Below are 12,404 nucleotides of genomic sequence, written 5' to 3'. Positions count from 1 at the left end.
GTCCGAGCACTGGTTCAGCACCAGCGCCCCGCCCACCGCCAGCAGCATCACCAGCGCCACGGCCAGCCGGTAGCGCCGCAGGAGGGCCATCACGGCGCCCCGAACGTCAGCAGCAGCTGCGGCCGGTTGGCCTCGGCGGACGACTCGCGCGCGTACAGCCACAGGCTGTCGTCGCCCTCGCTCACCAGCGCCACGTTCAGCTGCCCGCCCAGCGACCCGCGGACTGTCGCCGTCGTCAGCGGCACCGTGTACGTCCCGCCGACCTCCTCCGGCGCGCTCAGCGTGCCCAGCACGCCGGTGCCCAGCGCGGGCCGGCTGCTGTACGTGGTGCCGGTCTCCGTCCAGGACCCGGTGACCGGCACCACCGTGAAGTCGTCCACCGACCCCGCGACCGGGTCCGTCGTCACCCGCACCCGCAGCGCCGCGCTCTTCAGCACGGTCCCGGACGGCGCGGTGGGCAGCTGGAACCGCAGATAGCTCTCGTAGCCGGGGGTGCCGCGCACCGCCAGGTTCTGGTGCGTGCCGTAGTTGGCGCTGACCGCTGCCGCGTTGACGTATGTGTCGGCGACCGGCGTCAGCCGGGTGACGGTGTCCACCGGCTGCGACGCCGCCTGGTAGTGCGCCGTGACCCGGGCGGCCGACAACTGCGCCCCGTACACGGCGGTCTCGTCCAGTTGCCCGTCGAAGAAGTCGCTGGCGGGCCGCGAGGCCAGCCCGGACGTGGAGTCGCCGCCGGTGCGCCACCAGCCGGTGCGGTCGCGCACCTGGGTGACCGCGGTGTTGCTCGCGACCTGCGTGCCGTCCACGTACAGCCGCATGCCGTTCGCGCCGACCGAGGCGACCACGTGGTGCCACCTCCCGTCGTTGTACCGGGCGGTGCCGCCGCTGGTGATGGTGCGCAGCGCCGTGTCGTAGACGCCGAAGGACAGCCGGCCGTCGTTCAGCATGTACAGGTTGTTGTCGCGCACGGTGCTCGGCTCAAGGGTGCGGTTGCCGAGCCCGATGAGCTTGCCGCCGCGGGTGGTGGTGGTCTTGAACCAGGTCTCCACCGTGAACCGGGTCAGCCCGGCGTAGCTGCGGTCGCTGTAGGTGTACGTGGACGCCCCGTTGTAGCCGACGCCGGCCGCGCCCGGTCCCGGCACCGCGCCGGGGGTGACGCCGCGCTGCGGGCCGTTGCGGTGCACACCGTTGGCCCGGTTGGTGGCCGAGGCGTCGGTGACGAGATTCCCCCAGGTCTCGTCGTACCGCCAGTACAGCAGCGGGTTGTCGGCGCGCACCGCCTGGACGTAGGGCTGGGTGCCGGAGGCGACGGTCGCGGAGACGGGGGTGGACAGCGCCGAGGTGTTGCCGGCCCCGTCGGTGGCGGTGATCCGGTAGCTGTGCGTGGCGCCGGGGCTCACCGCGGTGTCGACGAACGTCTGCTGCGGTCGGCGCCAGGGCACCGACTCGGCCTCCCGGGTGTGGATCGGGGTGCTCGCGCCGTCCCGGTAGATCCGGTACGTCAGCAGATGGTCGTCCAGGTCGATGCTGGGCCGCCAGTTGACCTCGATCTGGCCGGGGGTGTGCGAGGAGGCGTACACCTCGGTCATCGACGGGTTGCCGGTGTCGGGCCGGTTGGCGAACCGGGTGAGGCCCCACTGCGGCTGCCCGTTGACGGTGGTGAAGCCGCCGCCGACCCACAGGAAGTCCCGGCCGTCGGTGGGGTGGTCGAGGGCCGCGAGCAGCACGCGCGGGCCCAGCGCCTCGCCGAGGCCGTCGTTGGTGTTGGGGAACCAGCCCAGCAGCTTCGGGTCGTGCACCGACTGCGCCAGCAGGTGGTAGCGCTCCTGGTTGGGGAACTCACCCATGGAGGAGCAGTCGTGGGCGTGGTGCCCGCTGTACAGCACCTCCTGGTAGGTCTCCACCGCCTGGGTGGCGCCGAGGCAGGTGTCCCGCCACCGCTCGTTGAGATCGCTGTGGTTGAGCGCGATCCGGCCGTCGAAGACACCGGAGCCGGTGCCCTCGTTGCCGGTGTAGAAGCCGCTGGCGTCCACCGCGATGTCCTGGACGGTGGAGGTGCGCTCGATGAAGCCGAGCGGGTACGTGCGGACGTTGGCGCCGGTGTCGGCGCGCACCACCGCCAGGGCGTGCGAGTCGGCGCCGTTGACGGTGAAGAAGTCGCCGCCGAGGTACACCCGGCTGCCGTCCGGGGAGAGTTCGACGGCCTTGCCCGGCTCGTCGGCGTTCGCCACCCAGCCGGTGAGGGTGCCGTCGGGGGTGACGGCCGCGAACCGGGACCTGGCGGTGCCGTTGATCTGGGTGAAGCTGCCGCCCAGGTACACCCGGTCCTCGCTCACCGCGAAGGAGCTGACCTGGCTGTTGGCGGCCACCGGGAAGCTCTTGCGGGTGCAGCCGGGCAGGTCGAACGCGGCCACCGAGGACGCCCCGGCCCCGTTGACCGAGCCGAAGGTGCCGCCCACGTACAGCGTCCGCCCGTCCGGGGACACCTCCAGCGCGCGCACCGTGGCGGTGCCGCTGCCGACCGTGAACCGCAGGTCGCAGTCGACCGGCGCCCCGGTGGCCGCGTCCAGCGCCACGAAGTTGCCGACCGGCGTCTCCTGCGTGCCGGAGGCGGCGCCGGGCGGCCGGACGGTGGAGAAGGTGCCGCCGACGAACACCGTGCCGTTCGCCTCCGCCAGGGCGTGCACGATGCCGTTCGTCTGCCAGGTGGGCAACTCGTCGGCGGTGAAGCCGACCGGGGGAGTCAGCGCCGCCGCGCTGCCGCCCCCGCCGCCGATCCCGCCGCCGCCCACGCCCACCAGCGCGCCGGCCGCCAGGGCCAGCGCCGTCCCGTACACCGTGGCCCTGCGCCACCCACCGCGCCCATGCCGTCTCATCGCACGCCTTCCATCCCGACTCGCCGCCCTCTCACCGGCCGGCCCCTTCACCGGTCCACCCGCACCCGGGCGCCGCTCAACTCGTCCTCCAGCGCCGTGATGTCGGCCGCCACCATCAGCCGGGCCAGTTCGCGCCAGCGCACCCGCGGCTCCCAGCCCAGCGTCTCCCGGGCCTTGCCCGCGTCACCGATCAGCGCGTCCACCTCGCTGGGCCGCTCGTACTTGGGGTCGAACCGCACATGGTCCGTCCACTCCAGGTCCGCCGCCGCGAACGCCTCGGCGAGGAAGTCCCGCACCCGCGCCGCGTCTCCGGTGGCCACCACATAGTCGTCCGGTACCTCCCGCTGGAGCATGCGCCACATCGCCTCGACATACTCCGGCGCGTAGCCCCAGTCCCGTACCGCGTCCAGATTGCCCAGATACAGCTTGTCCTGGAGCCCGGCCCTGATCCGGGCCACGGCGCGGGTGATCTTGCGGGTCACGAAGGTCTCACCACGGCGCGGCGACTCATGGTTGAACAGAATCCCGTTCACCGCGAACATCCCGTACGCCTCGCGGTAGTTGACGGTCGACCAGTAGCTGAACACCTTGGCGCAGCCGTACGGGCTGCGCGGGTGGAACGGTGTCCCCTCGTGCTGCGGGGGCGGGGCCGCGCCGAACATCTCCGAGGACGACGCCTGGTACACCCGGGCTGGCACCCCGCTGGCCCGGATCGCCTCCAGTAGCCGCAGCGCGCCCAGCCCGGTCACGTCCCCGGTGTACAGCGGGGCGTCGAAGGAGACCCGCACATGCGACTGCGCGCCCAGGTTGTACACCTCGTCGGGGTTCACCTCGCGCAGCAGATTGACCAGCGCCACCCCGTCCGACAGATCGGCGTGGTGCAGGATCAGCCGCCGCTCGAAGGTCTGCGGGCCCTGGTAGATGTGGTCGATCCGCTCGGTGTTGAAGGAGGAGGAGCGGCGCACCAGGCCGTGGACCGTGTACCCCTTGCCCAGCAGCAGTTCGGCCAGGTACGAGCCGTCCTGCCCGGTCACCCCGGTGATCAGCGCGGTCTTGGACATCAGTGATTCCCCCAGTGGGATCCGGAGTCGGTTGAGGTGAAAGGGCGGCGGGCGCGGCGGGCGGGCTGGCAGAATCCGGGAGCGTGACTGCTCCCGCGCCGCTGCTGCCGCCCGCCGCCCGGATCTTCGTCGCCGGCCACCGGGGCCTGGCCGGCTCCGCCCTCACCCGCCTGCTGACGGCGGAGGGGTACGAGGTCCTCACCCGCACCCGCGCGGAACTGGACCTGCGTGACGCCGGGGCCACCGGCGCGTATCTGCGCGACACCCGCCCCGACGCGGTGGTGCTGGCGGCGGCCCGGGTCGGCGGGATCATGGCCAACGCGCGCCACCCGGTGCCGTTCCTGGAGGACAATCTGCGCATCCAGCTGTCGGTGATCGCCGGTGCGCACGCGGCGGACGTCGACCGGCTGCTGTTCCTGGGCTCCTCGTGCATCTACCCCAAGCACGCCGCCCAGCCCATCACCGAGGACGCGCTGCTCACCGGCGCGCTGGAGCCCACCAACGAGCCGTACGCGCTGGCCAAGATCGCCGGGATCGCGCAGGTGCGCGGCTACCGGAAGCAGTTCGGCCGCCGCTACATCTGCGCGATGCCCACCAACCTCTACGGGCCGGGCGACAACTTCGACCCCGAGACCTCGCACGTCCTGCCCGCCCTCATCCGCCGCTTCCACGAGGCGCGCACGGCCGGGGCGCCCGAGGTGGTGCTGTGGGGCAGCGGCACCCCGCGCCGGGAGTTCCTGCACAGCGACGACCTGGCCCGCGCCTGTCTGCTCCTGCTGCGCCGCTACGACGGGGACAGTCCCGTCAACGTCGGCTGCGGCGAGGACCTGACGATCGCCGAGCTGGCCGCCGAGGTGGCCGCCGCCACCGGCTACACCGGCCGCGTCGGCTGGGACACCGGACGGCCGGACGGTACGCCCCGCAAGCTGCTGGACGTCTCCCGGCTCACCGCCCTGGGCTTCGCGCCCGCCGTGCCGCTGGCGCGGGGCATCCGGGACACCTACGCCTGGTGGCTGAACCACTGACCGGCACACCCGCACCGCGGCCTCCTAGTAGGCGCCCCGGCCGTCGGCGACGGCGCGGAACGTGCGGGCCAGGACGTGGAGATCGCCGGTGAGCGACCAGTTGTCGGCGTAGGACAGATCCAGCGCGAGACCCTCGTCCCAGGACAGTTCGGAGCGCCCGCCGACCTGCCACGGGCCGGTGATGCCCGGCCGCACGGACAGCCGGCGCAGCGCCGCCGAGCCGTACCGAGCCACCTCCTCCGGCAGCGGCGGGCGCGGGCCGACCAGGGACATCCGGCCGGCGAGCACATTGAGCAGCTGGGGGAGTTCGTCCAGCGAGCTGCGCCGCAGCCAGCGGCCGACGCGGGTGACGCGTGGGTCGCGGCGCATCTTGAACAGCGGGCCGCCCAGGTGGTCGTTGGCGCTCTCCAGGGCGGGCCGCAGCCGCTCGGCGTCGGCGACCATGGTGCGGAACTTCCACATGGTGAACGGCCGGCCGCCGAGCCCGATCCGGGTCTGCCGGTAGAGGGCGGGGCCGGGCGAGTCCAGCCGGATCGCGAGGGCGAGGGCCGCCAGCAGCGGGGCGAGGAGCAGCAGGCCGAGCGCCGCGCCGGTGCGGTCGAGTACGGCTTTCAGGACCGGCTGCGGGCCGTGCCGCAGCGGCGGGGCGATGTGCAGCAGGCCGAGTCCGGCGGTGGCCTGGACGCGGATCCGGCCGGGGGCGACCTCGCTGAGCCCGGAGGAGACGGCGAAGGCGAGCCCGGCGTCCTGCACCGCCCAGCTGAGCCGGCGCAGCCGTTCGCCGGTGAGCAGGGTGCCGGGGGCGACCAGGACGAGATCGGCCTCCTGGTGGTGGGCGGCGGCCAGCACGGTGGAGCCGTCCGGTCCTTCGGGCAGCACCTCGGAGAGGGCGAGGGTGAGGGTGGGTTCGTCGGCGCTGAGCCGGCCGGTCTCGGGGGCGCCGCAGGTGAGCCGGCCGTTGCCGACCGGCACGGTGCCGATGACGACGTAGGCGTGGTCGGTGCGGGCGGCGAGCTGCGCGGTGACGGCGTCCACGGGGCCGGGCTCGCCGACCACCAGGACCCGGCACAGGGCTTCGGCGCGGCGCCTGCGGCGGGTGAGGTGGCGGTGGGTGAGGGCGGCGGTGAGCGCGGTGAGCAGCGGGGCGGGGGCGAGGGCCGCGGCGGCGGTGAGCAGGCTGGAGGATTCCCCGGTGAGGACCCGCAGGACGCACAGCAGCCCGACGAGGACCAGCGTGTCGTGGAGGGTGGCGAGCAGCCCGCCGGTCTCACCGAGGCCGCGTAACGCGTAGCGGCGGTGGGCCGCCCGGACGCCGGTCCAGGCGAGGGTGGCGGTGACGGCGGCGGCGAGGGCGTGCGGTTCGCCGGTGAGGGTGTAGGCGGCGAGGACCGGCGCGAAGACGCCGAGGGTGTCGGTGGCCAGGGCGGTGGGGGCGTACCAGCCGGGCTTGTCGCGGCGCCGCACCGGGCGCGGGCCGCTCGCGGCGGACGGTCTTCGGACGGCTCCGGAGCGTGAGGTACCCAGTGGACGCATGGACCCCCCAGGGATACGCGGTGGTGGACGCGGTGCGACGGTACGGCGGCGGGACGGTACGGCGGTACGGCGGCGGTGCGCGGGAGCGGAAGCGCCGGGGAGGACCCGGCGGTTGTGCGGGTGTGGTGAAACGGCCGTGAAGGAGGCGCGTCCTCATCTCCCCGTGAGGCGCGCCCGTGCAGCAGCAGAGAGCTTAGGGGAAAGCACCATCGTTTGGCGGTTGTTGGTGGAATCTTTCCTGATGTGCCGTCGTCAGTGCCGGGATTCGGCCCCTCTGCGGGGGATCACCAGCCGCACACCCGTATGGGGGTGCGGCAGCACGTCGACCGGGTACTGATAGACGGAAGAGAGCATGTCACTTGTGAAGACCTCTTCCGGGGGCCCTCCGGCGGCGATCCGCCCGCCGTGCAGCACGGCGGCCCGGTCGGCGTAGGCGGCGGCCAGCCCGAGGTCGTGCAGCACCACGACCACGCCCTGCCCGGCCGCCGCCCGCTCCCGGCAGACCCGCAGCACCAGTTCCTGGTGGCGCAGGTCCAGGGCGGCGGTGGGCTCGTCGAGCAGCAGCAGCGGAGCGCGCTGGGCGAGGACGCGGGCGAACGCGACGCGCGCCCGCTCACCGCCGGAGAGCGCGGAGAACGGCCGGGCGGCGAACGCCGTCACCTCGGTGGCCGCCATCGCCTCCGCGACCGCCCGCTCGTCGTCGTCCGCCTGCGGCGTCCCGGCCCACGGGGCGCGGCCCATCGCCACCACCTCGGCGACGGTGAACGGGAACGACAGCTGGGCGGACTGCGGCAGTACGGCCCGGCGCAGGGCGAGTTCCCGCGGCTCCCAGCCGGTGGCGGGCCGGCCCGCGATCACCAGCTCACCGGCGTCGGGCCGCAGATCGGCGGCGAGCCCGGCCAGCAGGGTGGACTTGCCGGCCCCGTTCGGGCCGACCAGCGCCACCACCTCCCCGGCGGCGACGGAGAGATCGACGCCGTCGAGCACGGCGCGCCCGCCGAGCCGTACGGTCAGCCCCCGGGCGTGCGCCAGCGGCTGTCCGGGAGCGGGCGGTGCCGGGATCCGCGGGGCGCGGCCGGTCAGTCGGGGCAGCAGCCGGCGGATCACGCCCAGCCTCCTTGCCTGCGGCGGGTCCTGCGCAGCAGCCAGAAGAAGAACGGGCTGCCGATCAGGGCGGTCAGGACGCCGAGCGGCAGCTCGGCGGGGGCGACGAGGGTGCGGGCGCCGAGGTCGGCGGTGAGCAGGACGAGGGCGCCGCCCAGCGCGCTGCCGGGGATGAGGAACCGGTGTCCCGGGCCCGCCGCCATCCGCAGCAGGTGCGGCACCAGCAGGCCGACGAAGGTGATCACCCCGGCCACGGCGACGGCGGCGGCGGTCAGCAGCGCGACGACCAGGATGAGGGTGACGCGCAGCCGTTCGACGTCCACGCCCAGGTGGCGGGCGGGCCGCTCGCCGAGCGCGAGCAGATCGAGCCGGCACGCGTACAGCGGGGCGATGAGCAGCCCGGCGAGCGCGCAGGGCAGTACGGCGAGGACCTTGGGCCAGGTGGCCTGGGCGAGCGAGCCGAGCTGCCAGAAGGTGATCTGGCTGACCTGGGCGTTGTCGGCGAAGAAGGTGAACAGGCCGACGAGGGCGCCCGCGAAGGCGTTGACGGCGATGCCGGTGAGGATGAGGGTGACCACCTCGGTCCGCCCGGCGGAGCGCGACATCACATACACCAGCAGGACGGTGGCCAGTCCGGAGACGAACGCGGCGGCGGTGACCGTCCAGTTGCCGAGGAAGGTCCAGCCGAACGCGATGGCGGCCACCGCGCCGACGGCGGCGCCCAGCGAGATGCCGATGACGCCGGGTTCGGCGAGCGGGTTGCCGAACACGCCCTGCATCAGGGCTCCGGCGCAGCCGAGCGAGGCCCCGACCAGCAGGGCGAGGACGACGCGCGGCAGCCGGACGTCCCACAGCACGCTCTCGCCGGTGCGGTCCAGGGCCTGGCCGCCGAGCCCGGCGCGGTGGGCGACGGAGGAGAGGATGTCGGGCAGCGCGATGGTGTAGGCGCCGGTCCCGGAGGCGAGGAGGGTGACCAGGACGAGGGCGGCGGCGAGGGCGGCGGTCAGCAGCGCGGCCCGGCCGCGCCGGGCGGGCGGCAGCGCCGCGGGCGCGGCGGCTGCGGTGGCCGGGGCGCGGGTGGTGACCGGGGCGGGCCGGGGCTCGCTCACGCGTCCTCGCCGCCGACGTGGATCTGGGCGGCCAGGTCGGCGAGTACCCGGTCCGTCCTGGGCCCGTAGTTGAGCAGTACGCCGTCGCCGATGTCGGCCACCCGGCGGTTCTGCCCGGCCGGGGTCTGGCCGATGCCGGGGATCTCCAGCAGGCCGTCGATGCCGCCGACCGAGTCGAGTCCCTTGGTCATCACCAGGATCACGTCGGGGGCGGCGGACACCAGGGCCTCGCTGGTGAGGGGGGTGAAGTCCTTCTCCAGGCCGGATTCCTTGCCCGCGTCGACGCCGCCGGCCGCCTCGATCAGCGAGGAGGCCCCGGATCCGGCGCCGCCGATGAGGTACACGGAGGCGGTGCCGCGCAGATAGAGGAAGGCCACCCGCGGGGGCTCGCCGTGCGCGGGAACGGCGGAGCGGACGGCGTCGATCCGCTGCCCGGTGCGCTCGTTCAGCCGTTCCCCGGCCTCCGGGACGCCGAGCGCGGCGGCCACGTCCGTGATGCGGGTGGCCACGTCGCCGAGTTCCTTCGCGGCGTCGAGGACGACGACCGGGACCCCGGCGCCCCGGATCTGGTCGATGGCCTCGGCCGGTCCCGTGGTGGATTCGGCCAGCACCACGTCCGGGTGGAGGGAGAGCACGCTCTCGGCCGAGACCTCGTGGCCCCGGGTGACGACCGGTACCCCGTCCGCCTCTTCGAAGGTGGCGGTCACATCGCGGCCCACCACCCGGTCGCCGAGCCGCAGCGTGTAGACGATCTCGGCGATCGATCCGGAGAGCGGGATGATCCGCTCGGCGCTCTCCACGGTGACCTCCGCGCCGTCCGCAGAGGCGACGGTGGCCGGGAGCGCGGGGGAGGGCGCGGGCCCGTCCAGCGGTTCGAGCCGGTCGGCGGCGGCTTCGGCGGTGGCCGCGCCGTCCTTCCGCTCCGTCCCGCCGTCGCCGCCCGTGGTGGTCGCGCAGCCGGTGAGCAGGGTGGCGAGCAGCAGCAGTCCGGCGAAGGAGCCGCGCAGTGGGTGCCGTTGTGTCACGGGGAGTCCGCCTTTCGGGCCCGGGGTTTCCGATCCGGCCGGTCGTAGCTTAGGTTAGCCTAACCTCAGTTCGTGACCCCGGGTCTGCCGGAAGGAACCCTGCGATGCTGCCCAGATACCGGCGAGCCCGCGCCTGCGCGCTGCTCACCCTGCTGTCCGTGCTGCCGGCGGTGCTCGTCCTGCCCGCCACGGCCCAGGCCGCCGAACGCACCGTCTCCGGCGGCCGGCTGGACTGGGGCATCCGCTCCTCCTTCCTCACCTACATCACCGGGCCCATCGCCCAGGGCAGTTGGTCCCTCAGCGGCGGGGCCGCCACGGTCGGGGCCGACCAGTTCCGGTTCCACACCGCCACCGGAAGCTACGACCCGGACACCGGCACGGTCACCGCCGGCTACTCCGGCGGCGTCCGCTTCGTCGGCCACCAACAGGCCGACGGCTCCTACGAACTGGACCTCACCGTCGCCAACCCCACCCTCAGCGTCTCCGGCGGCTCCGGCACGCTCTACGCCGACGTGCGCAGCACCGCGCGCGGCAGCGGCGAGGTCACCGACCGCACCCAGGTGGCGCTCGCCACCCTCGACCTGACCGGAGTGGATCTGCGCGGCGGCACCCAGCTCTCCGTCACCGGCATCCCGGCCACCCTCACGAGCGAGGGCGCGACCGCCTTCGCCGGCTACTACGCGGCAGGCGACCCGCTGGACCCGGTGACCTTCACCGCCGACACCGTGGACACCGGTGCCCCCTCCGGCGACCCCGGCGCGGACTCCGCACCCGACCCGGCGGACGAGCCGGCCGAGGATGACGCCAAGGACGCGGACGAGCCGGACGACGCCGAGAGCGCCACCCGGGAGATCAGCGACGCGGCCGTCGACTGGGGCGTGCGCCGGACCTTCCGCGAGTACGTCACCGGCGACATCGCCGCCGGACAGTGGCAGCTCACCGAAGGAGCCGAGGACGGCGGCGCGCTGTTCCGCTTCCCGGCGGGCGAGGGCACCGTGGACCCCGGAGCCGGCACGGCCGAGGCCACCTTCGCCGGAACGCTCCACTTCACCGGCAACGACCTCGACCTCGCGCTCAGCGGCGTCACCGTCACCGTCGCCGACGGCACCGGCACCCTGGCCGCCGACATCACCACCGCCGATGGCACCGAAACCGCACAGCCCCTGGTCACCTTCGCCGCCGGCGACGGCACGCTGACCCCCGAGGACGGCCTCATCCTCATCGAGGAGGCCCCCGCCACCCTCACCGACGAGGGCGCCGCCGCCTTCGGCCTCTACCAGCCCGGTACCGCGATGGACCCGGTCACCCTCGCCCTCGCCGTCACCGAGGACGCCGAACTGCCCGCCCTGCCCGACCTCGGCAGCGAACCCGCCGACACCGGAACCCCCGGCCCCGGGACCGCCCCCACCCCCGGCGAGGACAGCGCACCGGCCGCCTCGTCCTCGTCCGCCACGACCCCACTGATCGCGGGAGGCATCGGCGTGCTCGTCGCACTGGCCGCCCTCACCGCGTACCTCGTGCGCCGCCGCGCCTCGCGGCGGACCACGGAGAACCCTTCCGGAACCACCGAGGAGTCCACGCGATCATGACGACCGCAACCCGAGCACGCGCCGTACGGCGCGGCGGCATGCTGCTGGCCGCGGCGACCGCCACCGTGCTGTGCACCACCGGCTTCGCCGCCCCGGCGTCCGCCGACGAGCGCCCCGGCGCGACCGCCTTCGACCTGGTCGACGGCACCCTGGACTGGGGCGTCAAGAACTCCTTCAACCGCTACATCTCCGGCCCGATAGCCGGCGGCACCATCACCACCGACGACGGCGCCGAACAGCACGGTGACGCGTTCCGCTTCACCAACGGCACCGGCAGCTACGACCTCACCACCCACGGGGTGGACACCGCCTTCGACGGCAGCGTCCACTACACCGGGCACCACGGCGAACTGGATCTGGAATTCTCCGGGCTGCGGGTCGTCACCGAGGGCACCGGCGGCACCATCGTCGCGGACGTCACCATCGCGGGTGAGCTGACCGAGGACGTCGAGGTCGCCACCCTGGACCTGTCCGGCGTCCAGCCGGGCTCGGGCGAGGGCGGGGCGATGGTCTTCGCGGACATCCCGGCCACCCTCACCGAGGACGGCGCGCAGGCGTTCGCGTACCACGGCACGCCGATGTACCCCGAGGGCACCGCGCTCGACCCGGCCACCCTCACCGTCACCCCGAAGCCGGCCGGGAACCCGGGCGAGCCGGAGAACCCCGAGAACCCCGAGAATCCGGAGAACCCCGAGAATCCGGAGAATCCGGAGAATCCGGAGAACCCGGAGAACCCGGAAACCCCCGGCAAGCCCGAGACCCCCGGCAAGCCCGGCCCCGATGACGAGGACCCCGGCACCCAGAACCCGGGCGAGGAGGAAGAGGACCCGATCCTCGCCGGTGTCATCCACGACGGCACCCTGGACTGGGGCGTCAAGGAGTCCTTCCGCACCTACATCAACGGGCCCGTCGCGCACGGCACCGTCGAACTGGCCGACGGCGCCACCGAGAACGGCGCCGGCTACCGCTTCGCCGACGCCGAGGGCGCGTTCGACACCACCGAGGAGACCCTGGGCGCCGCCTTCGACGGCAGCGTCCGCTTCCTCGGCCACGCCGACGCCACCGGCGACTACGCCCTGGAC

General features: G+C 74.0%; 9 protein-coding genes. 3 read left to right on the top strand and 6 right to left on the bottom strand.

Annotated elements, in window-relative coordinates; translation table 11 throughout:
* Nucleotides 1-89: 89 nt before the first annotated feature.
* Both ACFV5N_RS16450 and gmd read right to left on the bottom strand, forming a co-directional pair.
* Nucleotides 90-2,876 carry a LamG-like jellyroll fold domain-containing protein gene (locus ACFV5N_RS16450; protein WP_385599746.1) on the bottom strand — a complete coding sequence of 929 codons (2,787 nt, stop codon included), beginning with the start codon at nt 2,874-2,876 and terminating at the stop codon, nt 90-92.
* A 47-nt stretch (nt 2,877-2,923) separates the two neighbouring features.
* Nucleotides 2,924-3,937, bottom strand: coding sequence for a GDP-mannose 4,6-dehydratase (gene gmd / locus ACFV5N_RS16445; RefSeq protein WP_093842754.1), 1,014 nt, complete (start codon nt 3,935-3,937; stop codon nt 2,924-2,926).
* An 83-nt stretch (nt 3,938-4,020) separates the two neighbouring features.
* Between gmd and ACFV5N_RS16440 the strand changes: the two genes are divergently transcribed.
* Nucleotides 4,021-4,962: a GDP-L-fucose synthase family protein gene (locus tag ACFV5N_RS16440; RefSeq protein WP_385599743.1), complete on the top strand. Its 942-nt coding sequence runs from the start codon at nt 4,021-4,023 to the stop codon at nt 4,960-4,962.
* Nucleotides 4,963-4,986: 24 nt separating this feature from the next.
* Here ACFV5N_RS16440 and ACFV5N_RS16435 read toward each other — a convergent pair whose 3' ends face one another.
* From ACFV5N_RS16435 to ACFV5N_RS16420, 4 genes are all read right to left on the bottom strand, one after another.
* Nucleotides 4,987-6,495 carry an exopolysaccharide biosynthesis polyprenyl glycosylphosphotransferase gene (locus ACFV5N_RS16435; protein WP_385599740.1) on the bottom strand — a complete coding sequence of 503 codons (1,509 nt, stop codon included), beginning with the start codon at nt 6,493-6,495 and terminating at the stop codon, nt 4,987-4,989.
* Nucleotides 6,496-6,747: 252 nt separating this feature from the next.
* Nucleotides 6,748-7,599, bottom strand: a complete 852-nt coding sequence (locus ACFV5N_RS16430; RefSeq protein ID WP_385599749.1) for a heme ABC transporter ATP-binding protein — start codon at nt 7,597-7,599, stop codon at nt 6,748-6,750.
* Nucleotides 7,599-8,708: a FecCD family ABC transporter permease gene (locus ACFV5N_RS16425; protein WP_385599737.1), complete on the bottom strand. Its 1,110-nt coding sequence runs from the start codon at nt 8,706-8,708 to the stop codon at nt 7,599-7,601. Before ACFV5N_RS16425 ends, ACFV5N_RS16430 begins: the two co-directional genes overlap by 1 nt.
* Nucleotides 8,705-9,733 carry a hemin ABC transporter substrate-binding protein gene (locus ACFV5N_RS16420; protein ID WP_385599735.1) on the bottom strand — a complete coding sequence of 343 codons (1,029 nt, stop codon included), beginning with the start codon at nt 9,731-9,733 and terminating at the stop codon, nt 8,705-8,707. Before ACFV5N_RS16420 ends, ACFV5N_RS16425 begins: the two co-directional genes overlap by 4 nt.
* Nucleotides 9,734-9,837: 104 nt before the next feature.
* Here ACFV5N_RS16420 and ACFV5N_RS16415 point away from each other — a divergent pair, with 104 nt between their 5' ends.
* Nucleotides 9,838-11,322: an HtaA domain-containing protein gene (locus ACFV5N_RS16415; RefSeq protein ID WP_385599732.1), complete on the top strand. Its 1,485-nt coding sequence runs from the start codon at nt 9,838-9,840 to the stop codon at nt 11,320-11,322.
* Nucleotides 11,319-12,404, top strand: a 1,086-nt coding sequence (locus ACFV5N_RS16410) for an HtaA domain-containing protein (RefSeq protein ID WP_385599729.1), incomplete at its 3' end; no start/stop codon positions are given. The genes ACFV5N_RS16415 and ACFV5N_RS16410, both read left to right, overlap by 4 nt.

It is taken from the genome of Streptomyces sp. NPDC059853, assembly GCF_042731495.1.
In the GTDB taxonomy this organism is placed as follows: domain Bacteria; phylum Actinomycetota; class Actinomycetes; order Streptomycetales; family Streptomycetaceae; genus Streptomyces.
The sequence above is the reverse complement of the archived record's forward strand: the minus strand, read 5'-3'. Positions and strand labels throughout refer to the sequence as shown.